The sequence below is a fragment of the Streptosporangium nanhuense genome, assembly GCF_059358815.1.
Genome location: NZ_JCADBG010000009.1, coordinates 89374 through 110186, shown reverse-complemented (window position 1 = coordinate 110186; position 20813 = coordinate 89374). Strand labels below are relative to the sequence as shown.

Here is a 20813-nt window from a genome sequence, read left to right as displayed (position 1 = left end):
TAAGACTGACCGAAAGGGGTCGTTCATGTGGAGTTTCAGGAACCGTACCGGCGGTGCCGCGCGGCGTAGGAGCGGAGAGCCCGCAAGAAGTCGACCCTGCGGAAGTCAGGCCAGTAGGCCTCGCAGAAGTAGAATTCGGAGTGAGCGCTCTGCCAGAGCAGGAAGCCGGAGAGCCGCTGCTCTCCCGAGGTCCGGATGACCAGATCCGGGTCGGGCTGGCCGCGCGTGTAGAGATGCTCCGCGATGTGCTCGACATCGAGGACCTCGACAAGGTCCTCGATGCTAGCGCCCTTGCTGGCGTGCTCCTGGAGAAGGGAGCGCACCGCATCAGCGATCTCACGCCTTCCTCCATACCCAACAGCAACGTTCACAATCAAACCGGGACGATGTGATGTCGCTTCTTTTGCGTTTTTGAGGACACGAGCCGTGTGATCGGGCAAAAGATCGAGCGCCCCCATGGGCTTGATGTGCCATCCGTCGGCCACGAGCTCCTGGACCACGTCCTCGATGATCTTCATCAGGAGGTCCAGCTCGTCCTTGGAGCGGTTGATGTTGTCGCTCGACAGCAGCCACACGGTGACGACCTCGACACCGGCCTCGCGGCACCAGCCGAGCAGCTCCGAGATCTTGTCGGCGCCCTTGCGATGCCCGCGGCTCACATCGTCGATGCCCATCGAGCGCGCCCAGCGCCGGTTGCCGTCGACGATCACGCCGACATGCCGGGGAGCCATCTCCCTCTGACGGGACAGCTTCGCCTCAAGCCTGCGTTCGTACACCCGGTAGACGAGATCGCGCACGCCCATTGAAGCCCCTCCCTCAGCACCCGCCACGAATGAGCACTGACAGGCAATTATCGCCGCCCCGCGGACCCCTCCGCCCCCTCTACAGGGATCTGGCGGGCTTGCCCGGCTTGCGGGAACCCAGGCAGTCCTCGGCCTCCGCGACGAGTGCCTCCACGAAAACCCCCAGCTCAGAGGATGTCAGAACGGCGCGCATCCCCACCCCTCCGCCGCCCCAGGCCTCCAGGAAGGCCCTTCTGGTGAGCCGCCACTCCCCGCCGGGCCCCCGCGGCCCGGGAACCCAGACCGGGATGGTCCGCAGCTGACAGCGGAGTTCGCCCCCGCCGACGACACCGTTCCTGGCCCGGTAACGAAAGGCGAACAGTTCCGTGTCGCCGGGAAAGCGGTCGTCGGGGTCGGGCCATCGGGCCTCGTGACCGGCGCGCGCCTCGGCGACCCCTCGCGCCAGCCGGGTGAGGAACCATCCGCACCGCTCGCCCACCGTCCCGTACAGCGCCCCGTCACGGTGCAGCTGCAGGGTGATCTCGTACGGCGTGCCGACACTGTCACGGCACGCCACCGGCGTAACGGTCAGATAAGAACCATCAAGACAACGCAGTCCCCCCACCTCAGAGAGGGTATCCCCGGCTCAGTCCGCCAAAACGTGATCAACGCCATCCGTGTCCGCGCCAGCCGGGCGGCTGGTGCCACTCGGTCCAGCCGTACCCGGACCGCCCGTCCTCGGCCTCGAACCGGCACAGGGCGCGCGGGAAGCGGGCGACCTCCCCGTCGGGGGACGTCATGGCGACCGGCGCGAAGGCGATCGGGACGGCCGTCATCGGCAGCCCCGGCACCTCCAGCCGCGCCCGGGACGGGAAACCGTCCTCGCCGAACTCGCTCGCCGCGGTGAAGCCCTCCCGCTCCTCCGTCTCACCGCCCGGCGGGACCGTGAAGCACGGCCAGGGCATCTCGAAGCCGACGTTGGCGCGCATGCCGTGGAAGAACGTGCCGTCGTCGAGCCGCCCCGAGCTCCACAGCCACGACAGCCGCCACCAGTCACGCTCGCCCCAGCTGTGGTCGCGCTCGCCGTACCCGGAGAAGGCGATCTCCTCACCCCCGCCCACCCGGATCGTCCCCTCGACCTCGCAGGGGATCTCGTAGCGGGACATGAAGCGGTAGGGGTACGGGTCGCCGCCGCTCCGCCACTCCAGGTCGAACGCGAGCGAGGTCGTCTCCGCGCCGTCCAGGTCCCCGTACGCCACGGCGGGGTCGTCCAGGACGGCCGCCGCCCCGGCGTCGAGGGTCACCCGGAAGGACCGCATGGGGGCCGTCACGTCGTGGACGGCCCTGAACCCTCCGGCCCCCTCGCCGCGCACCGCGAGGACGCCGGGACGCGTCCCCGCCCCGTCCGGCTCGGGAGGACCGTGGACGGGCAGCGGGACGTCGTGGTCGGCCAGCAGCACCGCGGGCCGGTCCCTGCCGACCAGGCAGGCCCAGTACCAGGCGCGGTTCCAGTTGGGGTACAGGCCGATCCGGACGTAACCGGCGAGCGAGCCGTCCTCGGCGGCGAAGTCGAGATAGACGGACTCGCTCCACAGGGGTTCGGGGCCCGCCGTGTGCGGCCCCTCGTCCTCGGGCCGCAGCGGCCACGTCGCGTGATCGACGAACTTTCCCACGGTCACTCCGATGCAGGGGCCCGATCAGGTGTCGGTCAGGTTCGGCCGGCACATACCGACATGTGTCGGCCCAACCTAACCGAACGATCTTCGGCCGGACAGGCTCCTCAGGAGCTGCCGCAGCCGCCCCCGCCCCCGCCCCCGCAGCTGGAACCGGAGTCGGAGCCGCCCCCGCCGTCACCACCCCCGCCGTAGTAGTAGGCGCCCGCCGAGGTGTCGGAGGAGCGGCGGGAGGAGCGGCGGGAGGAGTCGCGACGCGGCGCCGGGGGCGGGCCGTCCATGGACAGGACGGTCGCCAGCCGCCCGTCCTCCCACTGCTTCAGGCCGTGCAGGGCGACGCCCATGATGTTCAGCTCGTCACGGTCGACATGGTCGCCGGCGCGGGGCGGCAGGGACCTGTCCTCGCGGTGGCGCAGGCGGTAGTGGGCCAGCGCGGTCTTCCCCACGCGGTTGGGGTGGGTGGGGTCGGCCCGGCCGGAACCGGGCGCGTCGATCAGCCCCAGGTCCCTCAGCCGCGCGATCAGCATGGTCACCGCGGCCCCCTGGGCCGCCCTGTCCCTGATCCCCCAGACCGGCACGCCGTCCCACCGCCCCTTGAACTGGTCGAGGATCTCGGTCTGCACCGGCTGGGTGAGCACGCCGACCTGGTCCGACACCCGCGTCAGCCGCCCGTCGCTCCGCGCCCTGAGCACCCCTCCAGCGGCCAGCGCGGCCAGCGCGGTGTCGACCACCCGGGACCGGCCGCCCGCGAGCAGCGCCAGCTCGTACGGCGTCAGCTCGGGCCCCTCGTAGACGCGCGAGGGGCGGGCGGCCAGGCGCAGCGCGACCAGCACGGCCACCACCAGAAGCGAGACACCTACGACGACGACGATCAGTACGGTCTGCATGACGGCCTCCGGGAGAACGGCCCTGTCTGAGGTCCACTACCCAGTGGACGAACGGGGAGGACAGGAAGTTTCGGCGACATCGATTCGGTCTCGGCCTGGCGATATTCGGTCCGGCCTCGGCCCGACAGTGCCCAATCCGGTCTCGACTCGGCAGCACCCCGCCCGGTGGTCCCCGGTCCGGCCGCGCCCCGCCCGGCGGCTCTCGGCCCGGCGGACCGAGAGCCGCCGGGCCCCGTTCGGCGCCTCCCGGTCCGGGGCCGGTGCGGAGGCGTCCGTTTCAGCGGCGGCGGCCGAAGATCGACCACCGGCGGGGCGCGGGGCCGGGCTCGGGGGTCACGGGCTCCTCCGGCAGCCGTCCCGCCGCGCGGAGGTGGTCGGCGAAGTCACGGGCGTCGGCGTGGGAGCCGCCCGGCGGCCTGGGGCGGCCTCGCGCGTACGCGTCGAACTCCCCGGCGAAACCGTCGCCGAGCAGCGCGGCCAGGTCGGGTCGTAGCCTGGCCACCGTCCTGCGCCGTTTGGAGATCAGGCCGGCCTCCTGGATCCGCAACCGCTCCCGGTCGAAACCCCGAGGCGCCTCACGCCCGGCCACCAGGGCCGCCACCAGAGCCTCCTGGGCCCTGGCCAGCGCCGCACGCGCCGCGTCCCCGCCCTCCGGCCCCTGAACGGCCTCCCGCCCCTCGGCGGTCCCTCGCACGCCCTCAACGGCCCTTCGCACGCTTTCGACGGCTCCCCGCCCCTCGTGGCCGTCCGCCTCCCGGGCCCGGCCGGCGACGCCCTCGGGCATCGCGTCGCGGGCCACTTCGTCAGACACGGGCCATCGCGCCGCGGATGCGGCCGAGCTCTCCCTCCAGGGCGCCGTCGCTGGGATAGTCGTCGTCCCATTCGAGCAGCACCCCCGGCGGATCGACCCTGGCGCACAGCTCGGAGAGGATGTCCAGCACGTCCTGCGGGACGTGGGCGGTGTGGGTGTCGTGCCACACCCCCTGGCGGAGGTGGCCGCCGGCGACGTGGACGTAGGCCAGCTCGGACAGCGGCAGGCCGTCCAGCGCGGCGGTGGCCGACAGGCCCAGATTGATCTGGTTCGTGTAGAGATTCGCCACGTCGACCAGGAGCCCGACGCCGGTCGTCTCCACCAGTTCGCCGAGGAAGTCCGCCTCGGTCATCTCGTCCTCCGGCCAGCCGAACAGCGCCGCGACGTTCTCCAGGGCCAGCGGTACGGGAAGCGCCTCCTGGGCCCGCCGCACGTTCTCGGCGACGACGGAGAGCGCGGCCCGGGTGCGCGGGACCGGAAGCAGGTGCCCGGCCTCCATCCCGCCCGCCCGTACGAAGGCGAGATGCTCGCTGACCAGCGGCGCGTCCAGGGCGCGGGCGCAGTCGGCCAGGTGCGCCAGCCGCCGCGGGTCGGGAGGCTCGGCGCCGCCGATGCCCAGCCCGACACCGTGCGGGATCACCGGGACCCCGCGGCCGCGGAGCACCCGCAGCGACTCGGGGAGCCTGGCGGGGTTGACGTTCTCGGCGATGACCTCGACGAAGTCGACCCCGGGCATCCGCTCCACGGTCAGGTCGATCTCCGGCCGCCAGCCGATGCCGACTCCCAGTGCCGGGAAGTCAGCCGCCATCGGAGGCACCCCCGCCCGGTCCTGCCGGCCGCCCGGCCGCCGTCACATCCCCGGCGTGACCGGCCGCCGCCGGGGCCCGGTGCGGCTCAGCCACCGCAACCACCGCCGCCGCACCCGCCGCCGCAGCTGGATCCGCCGCCACCGCCGTCGCTCGAACCGCCGCTGTCACCCGACCCGCTCCAGCCCCCGGAGCCGAAGTCACCGCCACCGCCGAAGGAGGCACCGTCCCCCGAGCTCGAACCGCCGCCGCAGGCGCCCGAGGCGCAGCTGCTCGAACCACTGTTCTGCCGCTGGAGCTCCTCCTCCAGGCCCGGCTCGTTGAGCTCGCCCAGGCCGTACAGGGCGACGGGGATGCCGACGGCGAAGGCGAGATCGGGCGCGAGGGGACGGGCGCCCCGCGCGTAGGTTCCTCGGGCGGAGGCGAGCACCTGGTGACCGGCGTGGCTCAGGGCGTCGCGCAGGGCCCTCTTCTGCCGTACGTAGACGGAGAAACCGCCGATCGCCGAGACCAGGCCCACCAGCAGCGCGAAAGTGCCCAACCCCCCGGTGGCTCCCGCGAGCAGGATGCCCGCCACGACGACCACTTCGATGATCGAGGCGATCTGGAGCCTGCCCAGCAGCACCTGCGCGTGGTCGAGCGCCCCCTCGGGCACGAGCAGGCCGAGCCCCAGCAGCCGGTAGCGCAGGCCGTCGACGCTCTGCCCGTCGGCCACCGCGCGGCGGACCTCGCCCACGGGGGCCGAGCCACCGCGCTGGTGGAGCGACTCCATGACGGCGTACTCGATCGGGTCGGGAGACGGCTGGGCCCCGGCGACCAGGCTGGCCTGACCGCCTCGCGAGATCCGGATCGCCCCGGCCCTGGCCAGCAGGCCGAGAGCGGTGTTGATCACGCGACGCGGCCCGCCGGAGAGATAGGCGAGTTCGTACGGATTCGGCGGCCCGCCGTAGTGGCCGACCATGGCCGAGCGAACCCGGCGGTGCTCGCGGTGCACCGCGAAGGCCGTGGAGAGGATGACCAGGCCGACGGCGAGGACGATGACGAACAGCGAGAACCCCATGTCCGCCTCCTTGGGGGGAAGGTGAGCCACAGGAGTGAGGTCCCGTGTACCCAGGTAGACGCGCACAGCCTGGCAGAAGTTTTCCCCGACTTCGACGGCGACCCGGTGAGATGTCGGTCACCAGGCGAAATGCGAGTCACCGCCCCCGGCGCGGCCGGGGGCGGGCGCTCAGCCCAGGCGGGCGACGAGGGCCTCGTACTCCTCCCAGAGTTCCCCGGGCAGGTGGTCGCCGAAGGTCTGGAAGAAGGCGGGCATGAGCGAGGCCTCCTGCCGCCAGATGTCCTCGTCGACGCTCAGCAGCGTCCGCATGTCCTCGTCGGAGACGTCGAGGCCGTCGGTGTCGAGCTTGGCGGGGAGCAGGCCGATGGGGGTCCGTACCGCCTCCGCCTGGCCGTTGAGGCGGTCGACGATCCACTTGAGCACGCGGGTGTTCTCGCCGAAGCCGGGCCAGATGAACCTGCCCCGGTCGTCCTTGCGGAACCAGTTCACGTAGTAGATGCGCGGCAGCCGGGCGTTCTCGCGCCGGCCGACCCTGAGCCAGTGGGCGAAGTAGTCGCCCATGTTGTAGCCGCAGAAGGGCAGCATCGCGAACGGGTCCCTGCGCAGCTCGCCGACCTTGCCCTCGGCGGCGGCGGTCTTCTCCGAGGCGATGTTGGCCCCCACGAAGACGCCGTGCTGCCAGCTCGTCGACTCCGTCACCAGCGGAACCGCGCTGGCCCGGCGCCCGCCGAACAGGATCGCGGAGATCGGCACCCCCTCGGGGTCCTGCCACTCGGGGGCGATCGTCGGGCACTGCGCGGCCGGGACCGTGAAGCGGGCGTTGGGGTGCGCGGCGGGCTCGCCGGACTCCGGCGTCCAGTCGCGGCCCTTCCAGTCGGTCAGGTGCGCCGGGGGCCGGTCGGTGAGCCCCTCCCACCACACGTCGCCGTCGTCGGTGAGGGCGACGTTGGTGAAGATGCTGTTGCCCCAGAGCGTCCTGATCGCGTTGGCGTTGGTGGACTCACCGGTTCCGGGGGCGACGCCGAAGAAACCCGCCTCGGGGTTGATGGCGCGCAGCCGCCCGTCGTCGCCGAAGCGCATCCAGGCGATGTCGTCGCCGATCGTCTCGACCTTCCAGCCGGGGAGGGTCGGCTGGAGCATGGCGAGGTTCGTCTTCCCGCAGGCGCTCGGGAAGGCCGCCGCGACGTAGCGCGTCTCCCCGACGGGCGGGGTGACCTTGAGGATGAGCATGTGCTCGGCCAGCCAGCCCTCGTCGCGGGCCATCGTGCTGGCGATGCGCAGGGCGTAGCACTTCTTGCCGAGCAGGGCGTTGCCGCCGTACCCGGAGCCGTAGGACCAGATCTCGCGGGTCTCGGGGAAGTGGCTGATGTACTTGGTGGCGTTGCACGGCCAGGGCACGTCGTCCTGGCCGGGCTCCAGCGGGGCGCCGACCGAGTGGACGGCCTTGACGTAGCCGCCGCGCTCCTCGATGAGCCGCAGGGCCTCGTCGCCCATGCGGGTCATGACGCGCATGGACACCACCACGTACGGCGAGTCGGTGATCTCCACGCCGAGCTGGGAGATCTCGCCGCCCAGGGGGCCCATGCAGAACGGCACCACGTACATCGTCCGGCCGCGCATGCTGCCCTCGAAGATCTCACCGAAGGTACGGCGCATCTCGGCGGGGGCGATCCAGTTGTTGGTCGGTCCCGCGTCCTCCTCGCGCTCGGAGCAGATGTAGGTCCGGTCCTCGACCCTGGCGACGTCGCTTGGGTCGGAGGTGGCGTGGAAGCTGTTCTGCCGCTTGGCCAGGCGCGTGAACGTGCCCTGCTCGACCAGCAGATTCGTCAGGCGGGTCCATTCGGCCTCGGAGCCGTCGCACCATTCGATCCGGTCCGGCCGGGTCAGCCCGGCGATCTCCTTGACCCACCCGGCGAGCTCTTCGTGGCTGGTCGGGCTGACGGCGGTGACATCTACGGTAACGGACACTACTGGGGCTCCTTTACGCTTCTCCGGACCAAAACATCATTGACGAACGGGTCGCGCTCGATCCAATTGGCATAGACCAGTGAATTAGCGCGATCACGCGTCACGACGCTCCGGGCTCGACGTCTCCGGCGGCGTATGGCCAGGCAGGAGACGCAAGGTTTTAAAACCCGTACCCAAAAGAAGCGCATCTAAAAAAAGCCGTCCCGGCAGTGGTATAGGCCACCGAGAAAGGTCTAAACCAATTAGGCGACAGGTTCAGACCAATTTGCCGACCATTTCCGCCGCTCAGGCTCAGGAATTCATGTCCGGGCCCGCCGCCCGTACGCGGTCGACGTGCTGGAGCGCGTCCCGCAAATCCGCCAGCCAGGTGTCGGTGTGGTCGCCCACCAGGCGCACGCACCAGGCGAGCGCGTCGCTGCGGCTGCGGGCCACTCCCGCCGCGACGAGGGTGTCGAGCACCTGACGCTCCGACTGCTTGAGCCGGGTCATGACAGGCACCGAGAGTGTGGTGAACATCACTGTCTTGTCGCCGACGGCGACCCCCCAGGAGATCTTCCTGCGGAAGCGGCGCTCGGCCTCCAGCGCGATCTCGACGCGGCGCTCCCTGGTCTCCTCGCGGAACCGCAGGATGCCGCCCTCCACGGCGGCGGAACGCTCCACCTCCGAGACGTCGTCACCGAGCGCGGGAGCTCGGAGCCTGCCGACCACCGCGATCTCCTCGCGGTCGAGCACGATCTCGACCCCGCCCTCGAACCACTCCTCGGGCAGTCTCCCCGAGAACCAGCCGCGCAGCTTCGCCACCGCTTCATCTTTTTCCATGTAATTCAGATTACAACGCTTCATCTGGCGAAGCCAGCATTGTGCGCCGCCGCAGGACGGCACGAGCGTGGAAAGGCGAGGACCCGCCCGGTTCGCCGGGCGGGTCCACGGGGCGACGACCGCCGGGTGGGGAGGGACGCGGGCTAGCGGACCCGGGCGGCGACCTGCGGGCTGATCCGCACGGCCCCGGCGAAGTTGCGGGTGGTGACGGGGACGAGCTTGACCACGTCGCCGGTCCTGGGGGCGTGCAGCATCTTGCCGTTCCCCCAGTAGATGGCCACGTGCGAGACGTAGCCGGGGTTGGTGGGGTCGTGCCGCCAGAACAGCAGGTCACCGGGCTGGGCCTGGGCGAGCGGGATCTGGGGGCCGGAGACGAACTGCTGGTGCGTCACCCGGGGAACCTTGATCCCCGCCTGCGCGTACGCCCACTGGACCAGGCCCGAGCAGTCGAAGCTGTCCGGCCCCTCGGCGCCCCACACGTACGGGCGGCCGAGCTTGCCGATCGCGGCGGTGAGCGCGGTGGTGACCTGGGGGGCGGTCATGAAGGAGCTGGCGGACCAGGTCACGGCCCTGTCGGGGGTCTCCGCGGCGGTCCTGCCGGGGGCCCTCAGCACCGGGTTGATCACCGCGACCTGGGCCCCCTTGGGCAGGGCTCGCAGGAGGGCGAGCCGCAGCCTCGCGGAGTCGGCCTTCGGCGCGCTCACCACGAGCGCGTTGTTCTCCGGGATGCCCAGCGCGCGGGCGGTCGGCCGGGAGACCACGGCGTCGATGGCGCCCATGCCCATCGTGGCGTAGGCGCCGACGCGCAGGTTGAGCCCGGCGGTGGTGAAGGTCTTGCCCAGGGGCATGCCCCCGTCGTTGCCCAGGACGAAGGAGACGGCGACCTCGCCCGCCGAGACGTTCCGCCAGAGCCTGTCGGAGCGCGCGGTCGGCTTGGGGGTGTACGCGCGGAACGTCGAGGGGTTCACCCCGAGCGTCTGCACCGGCTTGCCGTCCAGGACCACCTCCGCGGCGTCGGCGCGCTCCACCGCCCGTACCCCGGAGAGCTGGGCGACCCTGGCGACCGCGGTCGCGCTGAGCGGCCGGTGCGCGACGACGAACAGGTGCGGCTGCCGCATCGAGGTGAGCGGCGCCACCGGCTCCGCCGTCCGCGCGCCCTGGGCGGGCTTCGCCACCTGGGTCGGCAGGGTGGCGACGGACTTGCGCATCGTGATCGTCTCCGGCTCGGCCTCCGGCATCTGGGTGAAGACCATCAGACCGGTGGCGAGCAGGCCGACGAGCACGACGGCCAGGATCGGGACGGCCCGTCTCATCAGGCGGGCGGTGCGGTGGCTGTAGCGGAGACGGGGGCTGTAGGCGAGGTCCTGCCGTGCCTCCCGGATCAGGTCGGAGACACGTGGCCGCCGATCGAACACGACATCTCCCCTTCCCCGTGGACTCCAGCCCTACGAGGGTGCCTTAGACCGCCCTCCAATGCACGCAAACCCATCGAAAAGCGCCCTATCTGCAACATGGCTGAAGGCTTGCTGAACCTTGCGAAATCCTCTGACACACGGCGATCCGCCGGGACACCCGTCCCGGCGGATCAGCGAATCGATCGGAGTATGTGGAGGTCAGTTGCCGATGTACGGCACGGCCTCAAGGATCTCGACGGTGTTGGAGCGGCCGTTCGGCATCGTGTAGCTCGCCTTCTCGCCGATCTTCTTGCCGTTGATCGCCGCGCCGAGCGGCGACTTGGGCGAGTAGACGTCGATCGGGGCGCCGCTCTCCTCGCGGGAGGCCAGCAGGAAGGCGACCTCCTCGTCGTCGCCCTCGAACCGGACGGTCACCGTCATGCCGGGCCCGACCACACCCTCGGTGCGGGGTGCCTCGCCGACCTTGGCACTGTCCAGGATCTGGCGGAGGTGGAAGATGCGGGCCTCCATCTTGCCCTGCTCGTCCTTGGCGGCGTGGTAGCCGCCGTTCTCCTTCAGGTCGCCCTCTTCGCGTGCCGCCTCGATCTTCTTGGCGATGTCGACGCGCCCGGGCCCCGAGAGGTGCTCGAACTCAGCCTTAAGGCGGTCGTACGCCTCCTGAGTGAGCCAGGTGACGCTCTCGCTGTGGGAGTCGGCCACGGGTTCTCCTTGCTTCCTCGGGGGCTTCGTGCTTGGTGCTTGGGGGTAACGGTCGAACGAATCTCGAAAGGCTAACAAGTTAACCCCTCGATCGCCTCCCCAAATGTCTCACTATACGAGATAGCAGTACTGGACATCGCCGGAAGTGGAGGGAGCACTGGTCTCTAGCCGTTCAGTAAGCCGAACATACCCCTCACCAGCCGGAATATTGACCTCCTTGCTGCCGACCTCGACGTGGTTGACATCGGAGGCCCGCAGGCGGCAGAGCGCCGCGCGATCGGATGGTTTGACCACTTCGAAGGTGATCTGCAGAGAATCGCCGCGAGTGGCGTCGAACGCGATGACCTGGTCGATGACCTCCGTGTTGCCCTTGGACGCCCACATCACGTAGCCCCATCCCCCGGCGCACACGGCGCAGAGGATCGCGATCACGACGTGCACGACGAAGCGCCCCCTGCGCTCCGGGCGGTCGGGAAAGTCGCCCGGGGTGCCGAGGACAGGACCGTCCTGACGGCCCTTCTCGGCTTCGCTGGTGGCCATGACGGAATCTCCCTGCACTACCTCGGTGTTATCCGAGACAATTGTCCCTTGCGGGGGCCTCGCCCTCGCGACCGCCCAAGAGAAACTAACCTCTCCCTAGAGTGACGTAAGCCGAGGACGCGCGGGGAACCACGTCTGGCGGAGCGGAACACACGGCCGGGCAGGCCGTCCGCGAGGCGAACGGCGACGATCCGACGCGCGACCGACATAAGGAGACACCGAGCCCGTGAGTGCAACGCTCAGGCTGATGGCCGTTCACGCGCATCCCGACGACGAGTCGAGCAAGGGCGCCGCCACCATGGCGCGCTACGTGGCCGAGGGCGTGGACGTGCTGGTCTGTACGCTCACCGGAGGCGAGCGGGGGTCGATCCTGAACCCCAAGATGGAGCGCCCGGAGATCCTCGAGAACATCGGCGAGGTCCGGCGCCTGGAGATGGAGCGTGCCCGCGAGATCCTCGGCGTGCAGCAGCGCTTCATGGGATTCGTCGACTCCGGCCTGCCGGAGGACGAGACCGAACCGCTGCCCGAGGGCTGCTTCGCGCTGCAGCCGCTGGAGATCGCCTCGGAGCCGCTGGTGGCGGCCGTCCGCGAGTTCAGGCCGCACGTGATCCTCACCTACGACGACGACGGCGGCTACCCGCACCCCGACCACATCATGACCAACCGCGTCTCGGTGGAGGCCTTCGAGGCGGCCGGCGACCCCGACCGCTACCCGGGCACCGGTGAGCCCTGGCAGCCCCTGAAGCTCTACTACCACATGGGTTTCACCAAGGACCGGTTCGAGGCGCTGCACGAGGCGATGAACGCCCGCGGCATCGGCTCGCCGTACGCCGACTGGATCTCCCGCTGGGAGGACCGCCCGCAGAAGTGGCAGGTGACCACCCGAATCCCCTGCGGCGACTACTTCGAGCTCCGCGACGAGGCGCTGCTCGCGCACGCCACCCAGGTCGACCCGGACGGCTTCTGGTTCGTCTGCCCGCGCGACCTGCAGCGCGAGATCTGGCCGACCGAGGACTACCACCTGGCCCGTTCGCTCGTGGACGTCGAGCTTCCCGAGGACGACCTGTTCACGGGCATCCACACGGAGGTCACCGCCGACACGGTCTCGCACGCCTGCCACTGACGCGACCATGGGGTGGCGGTGGCAAACTTGACGTGTGATTGCATTCGACACCGTCACCAAAGGTGACGTCAGCCCGGGCCTCCTGGGCTTCCTCGTCGTGGCCGGCCTGGGGTTCGCCCTTTACCTGCTGGTCAAGTCGATGAGGAAGCAGATCTCCAGGATCGAGGTCCCCTCCGAGGCCGAGCTGAGGGAGCGGAAGGACACCGGCGCCGCCACCACGACGACGCCGACCGCTCCCTAGCCCCGCCGGATCCGCCGGATCCGCCGGATCCACGGTCCTGACCGGCCACCGCGCGACACGCGCGGGGGCGGATCGGCCGAGCCGAAACCCCCGAGAGCGAGCGAGGACGAGCATGGCCGACGACGCCAACGACATCGTGGTCTCCGACAATCCCGAGGCCTTCCGCTTCGAGATCCTGCTGGACGGCGAGGTCGCCGGGTTCGCCGGGTACCGCCTGCGCGCCGGGAAGATCATTTTCACCCACACCGAGATCCTCCCCGAGCACGAGGGCAAGGGCCTGGGCGGCCGGCTGGTCTCCGCGGCTCTCGACGCGAGCCGCTCGTCCGGCCGGTCGGTCGTGCCGCTCTGCCCGTTCGTCGCCCGCTACGTCCGGCGCCACCCCGAGTACAAGGACCTGGTGCCCGAGGGCTACCTCGACCTTCTCGAAGAGGACGCCTGACCGCGCGGCCCCTCCTTCACAGGCTGACCGCGCGGCTCCTTTCTCACAAGCTGACCGCGCGGCCCCTCCTTCACGGCCTGGCCGCGCGGGCCCGCCTCGCGGAGAGGTCCGTCAGTCGCCGAGGGTGTCGGTCGAGGACCAGGCGCGCTCCAGTGCCCTGGGCAGCCCCCACCGGCCCAGCGAGGTGAGGACCTCGGTCCTGTCGACGATCCCGAGGCACGCCCAGAGCGGGGTGACCGAGCTGAAGAGCGTCTCGGCCGCCTCCAGGTCCTCCGGCTCGTCCAGATCGACGTCGATGTCCTCCGACTCGGCGATGAGCCTGGCGATCCGCTCGGGCGACGCCAGCACCCCGGGGCCCCGCCTGGCCAGGGCGGCGACCACGGCCAGCCAGTCGGCGTGGTGGATCGCGCACAGGGCGGCCAGCACCGAGTCCTCGTGGCTGAGCTCCCCGTCCAGGTCGGCGAAGACCTCCAGCCTGTCCTCCTCCTCGGGCAGGTCGGAGATCGGCCCCGCGATGCCCGCCGTGACGGTCAGCCAGAGCTCCTCGTCGTCGGCCGGCAGTGGCTCCCCCTCGTACCCGGCGCAGGCCCTCAGCACGTTGCCGGGATAGCCGGGCCTGCCCAGCACCTCGCGCAGCCGGGTGGCCGCGGCCCGCAGCTCCCTGACGGGCCGCTCGGGCTCGGGCAGCTCGGCCAGGATGCGCCGCAGCTCGGCCAGCGCGAACGCCTCCTCCTCGTCCCAGGCGGCGAACAGCTCCTGGTCCTGCTCGTCGGAGACGGCGGTTCCGGGAATCCGCCCGTCGGGCAGCGGGCCGGTGAGCCAGCGCTCCTGGAGATCCGCGTAGGCCTCCCTGGCCCGCTCGTCGCCGCGGGCGAGCGCGTCCGGGTCGATCTCCCCCGAGGCGACCCGTTCCTCCAGGTGGGCGACGAGCCCGTGGTACATCTCCTCACCGACCGGCCCTCGCTCGTCCTCCTCGGGCCAGACGAAGAAGCTCGGGGTGAGCAGGAGCGGCTCGGTGCCCGTGGACTCCATCCAGCGCTGCACGTCCCCCACGGTCGCGCCGCCGGACTCGATCGCGCTGAGCGTCGCCTTCGCGGAGTCCCAGAAGGGCACCGACAGCGGGTTGCCCGCTGCCAGCATCGCCCGCCTCAGATCGGGCAGCGCCACCAGCGCCACTCCTGACGGCACGGCGAGCAGCGCGCGGGCAACATCACGCCGGGTCAGCTCGGAAGCCACCCTTCCGGCGTGCACACAGACGAAGTCGAGATCCACGCCCAGTGAGCCTACGCCGGAAGCGCGGTGAACACACCTTCCCGCCCGGTGTCACCTCACCCACCCGAGGCTCCGCGCGCGTCGCGGGGCGGTGGTCCTGGCCGGACGCCAGGTGCTCACCAGCGCGAAGGCCAGCAGCAGCTCGGCGATGTCGCCGCCGTAGTACATGATCTCCGCGGCCCCGCGCAGCTGCGCGACCGGCACCGGCACGTCGACGACGAGCCCGGCGTACATCAGCTGCGACAACGTGGCGTGCACGGCGATCGCCACCCCCAGCACGACCAGCCGCAGGGGTACCGGCGGGCGCCGCGGCGCCGGGTCAGGGCCGGCGATCACCCAGGCGAACAGGCAGCCGGCCAGCAGGAAGTGCACGTGCACCAGCTGGTGCGGCAGCGCGCCGGTGGAGACGAGCCGGTACAGCGGGGTGCAGTACAGCGCCACCATGGCGCCCACGCTGAGCAGCAGCGCGACCCACGGGTCGGCCAGCACGTGCACCGCCCGGGAGCGCAGCACGGCGCCGACACGACGCCCGTGGACCGGCGGCAGCGAGCGCAGCAGCAACGTCACCGGGGCGCCCAGCACCAGGCCCAGCGGCGCCAGCATGCCGATCAGCAGGTGCTGCAACATGTGCCCGCGAAAGTCCGTCTCGGCGAACGCGGCGACGGGCCCGGTCACGGCGGCGGCGACCAGCGCGAGGCCCGCGACGAAACCCGCCGTCCGCCAACGGCTCCAGCCCCTGGGCTCACGAGCGCGCCGCGCCGCCGCCCACAGATATCCCCCCGCGGCCACGGCCAGGGCGGCGAGCGGCAGCGCCCCCGCCAGGCCGGCGCCGTGCCGGTGGGCCTCGTGCACCAGGGCGATCATGACCTCGGCGCGGCGGGGGCGCGCCCGCTCTCGTCACACAGCTCGACCGGGCCGCCGCCGCGCCGCAGCAGCCACCCCCCGGCCACCAGCACCGCGCCCAGAAGCAGGAATCCCAGGTCCCACCAGATCTGGTACGGGCCGGTCCGCACGTGGTGGACGCCCAGCAGGTGGTGATCGATGACGCCCTCCACCAGGTTGAACGCCCCCCATCCGACGAGGATCCAGCCCCACAGCTCCCGCGATCTCCACACCCGGCCGCGGGAGTGCAGGACCCGCGAGTACAGCAGGCCGAGGCCGATCAGCACCGCCAGCCAGGTGAACGCGTGGAACAGCCCGTCCCACAGCGTGTTCATCCGCAGGCCGGGAACGGTGTCCACCGGGTAGTACCGCACGCCGATGTTGTCGGTGTTCGTGCTGGACAGCATGTGGTGCCACTGCAGGATCTGGTGCAGCAGGATGCCGTCGACGAACCCTCCCAGCCCGATGCCCAGAACCGTGCCGGGCAGGGCGATCCGCCCGGCTCCGCCCCTGCCGGCCGACCTGTTCGTCATCACGGCCCCCTCCTGCCCGGCTCGCGCCCGGCCAGTCCTGTCCGCCTCACGTACGGGCCGGGCCGGTTCGGAGCCGCGCGCCGCCCGCCGGGGATCCCCAGCAAACCCCACCAGAGCCATCGGCGGCCGTACGGGAGCGACGCACCCGCGCACGTCATCCTCGGCCTAAAATCTCGGCATCCACGCACCCGCCCGCCGCCGGACCTCGAACCGTCCGTCCGTTTTGCCCGGCCGCCCGCCCGCGAACGCGGCGCCTTCCCTCTCTCGGTTTAGTGTGAGAAGGATCGTGCGGGAAGAATCACGACGCGCGACCTTCGCGCACCTCGCGAGGAGAACCACGCGTCGCGCACGCGGAAAGGGTCTTTATGAACCGCCTGAAGGACGCGACGAGTCCCTATCTGCTGCAGCACGCGGACAATCCCGTCGACTGGTTCGAATGGGGTGAGGCGGCGTTCGCCGAGGCCGTCCGGCGCGACGTGCCGCTGCTGATCAGCGTCGGCTACTCGGCGTGCCACTGGTGCCACGTGATGGCCCACGAGTCCTTCGAGGACCAGGCCACGGCCGCGCTGATGAACGAGCACTTCGTCAACGTGAAGGTCGACCGCGAGGAGCGGCCGGACGTCGACGCGGTGTACATGGCGGCCACCCAGGCCATGACCGGTCAGGGCGGGTGGCCGATGACGGTCTTCGCCACCCCGGAGGGCCACCCCTTCTACACCGGCACCTACTTCCCCAGGCAGCAGTTCCAGCGGCTGCTGGCCGGGGTGTCGAGCGCCTGGACCGGCGAGCGGGAGGCCGTGCTGGAGCAGGGCTCGAAGATCGTGGAGGCGCTGAACGAGCGGTCGGCGCTGCCGTCCGGGCCGCTGCCCACGCCGGACACGCTCACCCGGGCCGTACACACCCTGGCCAACTCCTTCGACCCGGTGCGCGGCGGCTTCGGCGGGGCGCCCAAGTTCCCGCCGTCGATGGCCCTGGAGTTCCTGCTGCGGTACGGCGCGGCAGCCGTCGGGGACGCGCCGGACACCGGGGACGAGGAGCGGCGGGCGACCGCCGAGGCGGCGACGGCCATGGCCGGACGGACACTGGAGGCCATGGCCAGGGGCGGCATCTACGACCAGCTCGGCGGGGGGTTCGCCCGCTACAGCGTGGACGCCGAGTGGGTGGTCCCGCACTTCGAGAAGATGCTCTACGACAACGCCCTGCTCCTGCGGGTCTACACGCACTGGTGGCGCTCCACCGGCTCCGCCCTGGGCAGGAGGGTCGCGCTGGAGACGGCCGACTGGCTGCTGGCCGAGATGCGCACCCCCGAGGGGGGCTTCGCCTCCGCCCTGGACGCCGACAGCGAGGGCGTGGAGGGCAAGTTCTACGCCTGGACCCGCGAGGAGCTCCTGGAGGTCCTCGGCGAGGAGGACGGCCTCTGGGCGATCGAGCTGTTCGAGGTGACCGGGACGTTCGAGCACGGCACCTCGGTGCTGCAGCTCCTCGCCGACCCCGGTCCCGGCGACGCCGAGCGGTTCGCCCGGGTCCGCTCCGCGCTGCTGGCCGCGCGGGCCCGCCGGGTACGGCCCGGACGGGACGACAAGGTGGTGGCCGCCTGGAACGGCCTGGCCGTCGCCGCCCTCGCCGAGACCGGCGCCCTGTTCGAGCGGCCCGACCTCGTCGAGGCCGCGCGCGCGGCGGCCGTGCTGGTCGACGAGCTCCACATGGACGGCGACCGGCTGCTGCGCACCTCCCGCGACGGCAGGGCGGGGGCCAACGCCGGGGTCCTGGAGGACTACGGCGACCTCGCCGAGGGCCTGCTCGCCCTGTACGGGGTGACCGGGGAGGTCCGCTGGTTCCGGCGGGCCGAGACGCTGCTCGACGCGGTCCTGGAGCGGTTCTCCGACGGCTCCGGCGGGTTCTACGACACCGCCGACGACGCGGAGCGGCTCTTCCAGCGTCCCCGCGACGCGACCGACAACGCCACCCCGTCCGGCCAGTTCGCCGCCGCGGGCGCGCTGCTCTCGTACGCCGCGCTGACCGGCTCGGCCCGGCACCGGGAGGCGGCCGAGGCGGCCCTGGGCACGGTCACGGTGCTGGCCGACAAGCACGCGCGGTTCGCCGGGTGGGGGCTGGCCGCGGCCCAGGCGGCGCTGTCCGGCCCGATCGAGGTCGCGATCGTGGGACCGGCGGGCGATCCGGCGACGGTGGCCCTGCACAGGGAGGCCCTGCTGTCACCCCTGCCCGGCCTGGTGCTGGCGCTCGGCGAGCCGGACTCCGATGACGATTTCGGTGGCGATTCCGGTGACGGGGAGGTCCCGCTCCTGGCCGGCAGGGGCCTGGTGGGCGGCGAGCCCGCGGCCTACGTGTGCCGCGGCTTCACCTGCAGGATGCCCGTGACCACCCCGGCGGCCCTGCGCGCCGAACTGGCGGGCGGGGCGTGACGGACCGGCCGGGACCGTCGCCCTGAGCACGGACCGGCCGACCATCAGACCGGCCAGATCGTCAGACCGGCCGGGGCCTGTCACCCAGAACAGGGCCGTCGTCTTGAACACGGACCGGCCGGGACCGTCGTTCCGAACGGAGCCGTCGAGATCGGCTCCGCCCCGTCCGCGTGACCGTGCCCGTTGCTCGTCAGACGCCCTGGACGGGGGCGCCGAGACTGCGGCCCAGGCCGTCGACGCCGAAGTCGCCGCCGTTCCTGTCGCCCCTGTCACCCCAGTCGCCCCCGCCGTCCTCGCCACCCTGACCGCCCTCGCCGCCGGGGCCGTCGCCCCGGCCGGGACCGTCACCGGGACCGCCCGGCCCCTCGCCGGTGTCCTCGGGGGCCGGAGGCTGGTCGGGCCCCGGGGTCCCCGGCTCGGGGGTGGCGCTCTGGCCGGGGTCGGGGGTGCCCGTCTCGTCGGGGCCGGGCGTGCTCCTGTCCTGGCCGTCGCCCTGCTGGTCGCCGTACTCGTCGTCCCCGGGGCCGTAGCCGCCGTACGAGTCGGAGTAGCCGTAGTTGGACGGCTCCTTGAACTCCTTGACCGGCTTGCCCTCCATCGCCTCGGTCATGAAGGTCCGCCAGATCTGCGCGGGGTAGGAGCCGCCGTACAGGGCGCTGCCGTTCACCGTCACCGGCTTGTTGTCGTCGCGGAACATGTCGACCGCCACCGCCAGCTGCGGGGTGAACCCGGCGAACCACACGGCCGCCGACTCGTCGGTGGTGCCCGTCTTGCCCGCCACGGGACGGTCGTAGAGGCGGGCTCCGGAGCCGGTGCCGCCCTCGACGACCTGGGTCAGCGCGTAGGTGGCGTCGATGGCGGCCTGCTCGCCGAAGGCGCGTTTGCCCTTGGTGGAGCTCTTGACGACCTTGCCCTCGGCGTCGGTGACCGAGCGGATCACGTGGGCCTCGCGGTGGACGCCCTCGGCGGCGAAGGAGGCGAAGCCGGAGGCGTTCTGGACGGCGCTCACCGAGGCCACGCCGAGCGGGAGCGTGGCGGCGCCCCGGTGCGGGGCGAGCTGCTCGCCGGGGATCCCGGCCTCCTCGGCGACCTTGACGACCTTGTTCAGGCCGACCTTCTGGGCGAGGTCGACGAACGCGGTGTTCACCGAGCTCTGGGTCGCCTTCACGAGGTTGACCTCGCCGTAGGAGTAGCCGCCCGAGTTGGGGATGTCGGCGGAGGCGATCCGGAGCGGCGAGTTGCCGTCGACCCTGGTGTCGAGGCCGAAGCCGTTGTCCAGGGCCGCGGCCAGCGTGTAGGCCTTGAACGTCGATCCGGCCTGCACCTTGGCCGAGAAGGAGTTGTCGAACTTGTTGGCGGTGTAGTTGCGTCCGCCGTAGAAGGCCACGACCTCGCCGGTGGCGGGGTCGACGGCGGCGAGCCCGGTGCGGACCTTCTTGGGGGTGCCGTCCGGCAGGACCGAGGTCACCGCGCGCTCGGCGGCGGCCATCAGGTTCTTGTCGAAGGTCGAAACGATCTTCAGCCCGCCCTGGTTGATGACCTCGTCGGTGTATCCCCTGCTCTTGAGCTCGGCCGTCACCTGGTCGAGCATGTAGCCCTCCTGCCCCTTGGGCGCGAAGATCGCCTTGGGCTTGCGGAGGCTGGGGAAGGTCACCTCGGCGGCCTCCTGGGAGGTGATGGCCCCGGTGGCCACCATCCCGTCGATCACCGACCGCCAGCGGTCCCTGGCCGCGTGGAGGTCGGGGCCCTGCGGGTCGGCGAACCTGGAGGGCTGCTGGATCACCGCGGCGAGGTAGGCGCCCTGGGCGAGGGTGAGCTTGCTGACGTCCCTGCCGAAGTACGCCCCGGCCGCGGCCTGGACCCCGTCGGCCCCCCGGCCGAAGTAGATCGTGTTGAGATACTGCTCCAGCACCCAGTCCTTCGACTTCGACTGGTCCACCTTCAAGGAGATCATGACCTCCTTGAGCTTCCTGATTATGGAACGTTCCTGGCTGAGGCCGCTGTAGTAGTTGCGGACCATCTGCTGGGTGATCGTGGAGCCGCCCTGGAGCTGCTGGCCGCTGACCGTGGACCACATGGCGCGGAAGGTGCCCGAGAGGGAGACGCCCCGGTCGTCGTAGAAGGAGCGGTTCTCGGCGGCGATGACCGCGTTGCGCAGGCTCTGCGGCACCTTGTCGAGGGCGACGCTCTTGCGGTTGACGCCCTGCCTGGCCAGCACGGTCTTGCCGTCTCGGTAGTAGATCACCGACCCCTGCGCGGTGGCCCTCGGCTGCGTGCTGTCGGGAATGGGGGTGATCGCCCACACCACCCCGAGCAGGCCGATCGCCGAGATCAGCCCGGCGCCGAAGACGACGAGTGTGATCCTCAGGAGCTTTCTTCTAGGACTGCCCGTCCCGCCTTTTAACACGCGTGACCCCCCGATAGGACCCGCCGCTGACCC

20 protein-coding genes are annotated in these 20813 nt (G+C 71.3%); 4 read left to right on the top strand and 16 right to left on the bottom strand.

Annotated elements, in window-relative coordinates; all coding sequences use genetic code 11:
• Positions 1 to 35: 35 nt before the first annotated feature.
• The 12 genes from AC5L38_RS18965 to AC5L38_RS18910 form a co-directional block, all read right to left on the bottom strand.
• Positions 36 to 803 carry an isoprenyl transferase gene (locus AC5L38_RS18965; protein WP_344750149.1) on the bottom strand — a complete coding sequence of 256 codons (768 nt, stop codon included), beginning with the start codon at positions 801 to 803 and terminating at the stop codon, positions 36 to 38.
• 79 nt (positions 804 to 882) lie between these two features.
• The gene (locus AC5L38_RS18960) at positions 883 to 1359 is read right to left on the bottom strand and encodes a hypothetical protein (protein ID WP_495244125.1); all 477 of its coding nucleotides are present in this window, start codon (positions 1357 to 1359) and stop codon (positions 883 to 885) included.
• An 88-nt stretch (positions 1360 to 1447) separates the two neighbouring features.
• The gene (locus AC5L38_RS18955) at positions 1448 to 2455 is read right to left on the bottom strand and encodes a DUF7064 domain-containing protein (protein WP_495244124.1); all 1008 of its coding nucleotides are present in this window, start codon (positions 2453 to 2455) and stop codon (positions 1448 to 1450) included.
• Positions 2456 to 2562: 107 nt separating this feature from the next.
• On the bottom strand, positions 2563 to 3342 hold the full coding sequence (locus AC5L38_RS18950) for a TIGR04222 domain-containing membrane protein (protein WP_495244123.1): 780 nt from the start codon (positions 3340 to 3342) through the stop codon (positions 2563 to 2565).
• Between the two features lie 277 nt (positions 3343 to 3619).
• Entirely contained in the window at positions 3620 to 4153 is a 534-nt protein-coding gene (locus AC5L38_RS18945) for an SCO6045 C-terminal-like domain-containing protein (protein ID WP_495244122.1), read from the bottom strand.
• Positions 4146 to 4961, bottom strand: a complete 816-nt coding sequence (locus tag AC5L38_RS18940; protein WP_495244121.1) for an MbnB/TglH/ChrH family RiPP precursor modification enzyme — start codon at positions 4959 to 4961, stop codon at positions 4146 to 4148. The genes AC5L38_RS18945 and AC5L38_RS18940 overlap by 8 nt, the downstream gene beginning before the upstream one ends.
• Positions 4962 to 5047: 86 nt before the next feature.
• Positions 5048 to 6019, bottom strand: coding sequence for a TIGR04222 domain-containing membrane protein (locus AC5L38_RS18935; RefSeq protein ID WP_495244120.1), 972 nt, complete (start codon positions 6017 to 6019; stop codon positions 5048 to 5050).
• 168 nt (positions 6020 to 6187) lie between these two features.
• On the bottom strand, positions 6188 to 7987 hold the full coding sequence (locus AC5L38_RS18930) for a phosphoenolpyruvate carboxykinase (GTP) (RefSeq protein ID WP_495244119.1): 1800 nt from the start codon (positions 7985 to 7987) through the stop codon (positions 6188 to 6190).
• A gap of 291 nt (positions 7988 to 8278) precedes the next feature.
• Positions 8279 to 8806, bottom strand: a complete 528-nt coding sequence (abmR, locus tag AC5L38_RS18925) for an ATP-binding transcription factor AbmR (protein ID WP_495244118.1) — start codon at positions 8804 to 8806, stop codon at positions 8279 to 8281.
• A gap of 143 nt (positions 8807 to 8949) precedes the next feature.
• Positions 8950 to 10221: a C40 family peptidase gene (locus tag AC5L38_RS18920; protein ID WP_495244117.1), complete on the bottom strand. Its 1272-nt coding sequence runs from the start codon at positions 10219 to 10221 to the stop codon at positions 8950 to 8952.
• 198 nt (positions 10222 to 10419) lie between these two features.
• Positions 10420 to 10920, bottom strand: coding sequence for a transcription elongation factor GreA (greA, locus tag AC5L38_RS18915; RefSeq protein WP_495244116.1), 501 nt, complete (start codon positions 10918 to 10920; stop codon positions 10420 to 10422).
• 111 nt (positions 10921 to 11031) lie between these two features.
• Positions 11032 to 11460 (bottom strand): DUF4307 domain-containing protein, encoded by a 429-nt coding sequence (locus AC5L38_RS18910; protein WP_495244115.1) that lies wholly within the window; start codon positions 11458 to 11460, stop codon positions 11032 to 11034.
• A 226-nt stretch (positions 11461 to 11686) separates the two neighbouring features.
• On the opposite strand from AC5L38_RS18910, the gene mca reads away from it, so the two are divergent.
• The 3 genes from mca (at position 11687) to AC5L38_RS18895 (ending at position 13263) form a co-directional block, all read left to right on the top strand.
• Complete coding sequence (mca, locus tag AC5L38_RS18905; RefSeq protein ID WP_495244114.1) at positions 11687 to 12583, top strand: mycothiol conjugate amidase Mca; 897 nt, start codon at positions 11687 to 11689, stop codon at positions 12581 to 12583.
• A gap of 34 nt (positions 12584 to 12617) precedes the next feature.
• Positions 12618 to 12824 carry a hypothetical protein gene (locus AC5L38_RS18900; protein WP_495244113.1) on the top strand — a complete coding sequence of 69 codons (207 nt, stop codon included), beginning with the start codon at positions 12618 to 12620 and terminating at the stop codon, positions 12822 to 12824.
• A 112-nt stretch (positions 12825 to 12936) separates the two neighbouring features.
• On the top strand, positions 12937 to 13263 hold the full coding sequence (locus AC5L38_RS18895; protein ID WP_495244112.1) for a GNAT family N-acetyltransferase: 327 nt from the start codon (positions 12937 to 12939) through the stop codon (positions 13261 to 13263).
• A gap of 111 nt (positions 13264 to 13374) precedes the next feature.
• Here the strand turns inward: AC5L38_RS18895 and AC5L38_RS18890 are convergent, their stop codons facing one another.
• Genes AC5L38_RS18890 through AC5L38_RS18880 form a run of 3 tightly spaced genes read right to left on the bottom strand, consistent with a single transcriptional unit; the run spans position 13375 to position 15950 of the window.
• Complete coding sequence (locus AC5L38_RS18890; RefSeq protein ID WP_495244111.1) at positions 13375 to 14535, bottom strand: hypothetical protein; 1161 nt, start codon at positions 14533 to 14535, stop codon at positions 13375 to 13377.
• A 51-nt stretch (positions 14536 to 14586) separates the two neighbouring features.
• Positions 14587 to 15399 carry a cytochrome c oxidase assembly protein gene (locus AC5L38_RS18885; RefSeq protein WP_495244110.1) on the bottom strand — a complete coding sequence of 271 codons (813 nt, stop codon included), beginning with the start codon at positions 15397 to 15399 and terminating at the stop codon, positions 14587 to 14589.
• Positions 15396 to 15950 carry a DUF2243 domain-containing protein gene (locus AC5L38_RS18880; RefSeq protein ID WP_495244109.1) on the bottom strand — a complete coding sequence of 185 codons (555 nt, stop codon included), beginning with the start codon at positions 15948 to 15950 and terminating at the stop codon, positions 15396 to 15398. Before AC5L38_RS18880 ends, AC5L38_RS18885 begins: the two co-directional genes overlap by 4 nt.
• A 365-nt stretch (positions 15951 to 16315) precedes the next feature.
• Here AC5L38_RS18880 and AC5L38_RS18875 point away from each other — a divergent pair, with 365 nt between their 5' ends.
• Positions 16316 to 18373 carry a thioredoxin domain-containing protein gene (locus AC5L38_RS18875; protein WP_495244108.1) on the top strand — a complete coding sequence of 686 codons (2058 nt, stop codon included), beginning with the start codon at positions 16316 to 16318 and terminating at the stop codon, positions 18371 to 18373.
• A gap of 190 nt (positions 18374 to 18563) precedes the next feature.
• On the opposite strand, the gene AC5L38_RS18870 is transcribed toward AC5L38_RS18875, so the two are convergent.
• Positions 18564 to 20780 carry a transglycosylase domain-containing protein gene (locus tag AC5L38_RS18870; protein ID WP_495244107.1) on the bottom strand — a complete coding sequence of 739 codons (2217 nt, stop codon included), beginning with the start codon at positions 20778 to 20780 and terminating at the stop codon, positions 18564 to 18566.
• Positions 20781 to 20813: the final 33 nt, after the last annotated feature.

Excerpts from the sequence above, each read along its gene's own strand:
- AC5L38_RS18965 (WP_344750149.1), bottom strand. The coding sequence starts at position 803 with ATGGGCGTGCGCGATCTCGTCTACCGGGTGTACGAACGCAGGCTTGAG.
- AC5L38_RS18950 (WP_495244123.1), bottom strand. The coding sequence starts at position 3,342 with ATGCAGACCGTACTGATCGTCGTCGTCGTAGGTGTCTCGCTTCTGGTG.
- AC5L38_RS18940 (WP_495244121.1), bottom strand. The coding sequence starts at position 4,961 with ATGGCGGCTGACTTCCCGGCACTGGGAGTCGGCATCGGCTGGCGGCCG.
- AC5L38_RS18935 (WP_495244120.1), bottom strand. The coding sequence starts at position 6,019 with ATGGGGTTCTCGCTGTTCGTCATCGTCCTCGCCGTCGGCCTGGTCATC.
- abmR (WP_495244118.1), bottom strand. The coding sequence starts at position 8,806 with ATGGAAAAAGATGAAGCGGTGGCGAAGCTGCGCGGCTGGTTCTCGGGG.
- AC5L38_RS18910 (WP_495244115.1), bottom strand. The coding sequence starts at position 11,460 with ATGGCCACCAGCGAAGCCGAGAAGGGCCGTCAGGACGGTCCTGTCCTC.
- AC5L38_RS18895 (WP_495244112.1), top strand. The coding sequence starts at position 12,937 with ATGGCCGACGACGCCAACGACATCGTGGTCTCCGACAATCCCGAGGCC.
- AC5L38_RS18885 (WP_495244110.1), bottom strand. The coding sequence starts at position 15,399 with ATGATCGCCCTGGTGCACGAGGCCCACCGGCACGGCGCCGGCCTGGCG.
- AC5L38_RS18880 (WP_495244109.1), bottom strand. The coding sequence starts at position 15,950 with ATGACGAACAGGTCGGCCGGCAGGGGCGGAGCCGGGCGGATCGCCCTG.
- AC5L38_RS18875 (WP_495244108.1), top strand. The coding sequence starts at position 16,316 with ATGAACCGCCTGAAGGACGCGACGAGTCCCTATCTGCTGCAGCACGCG.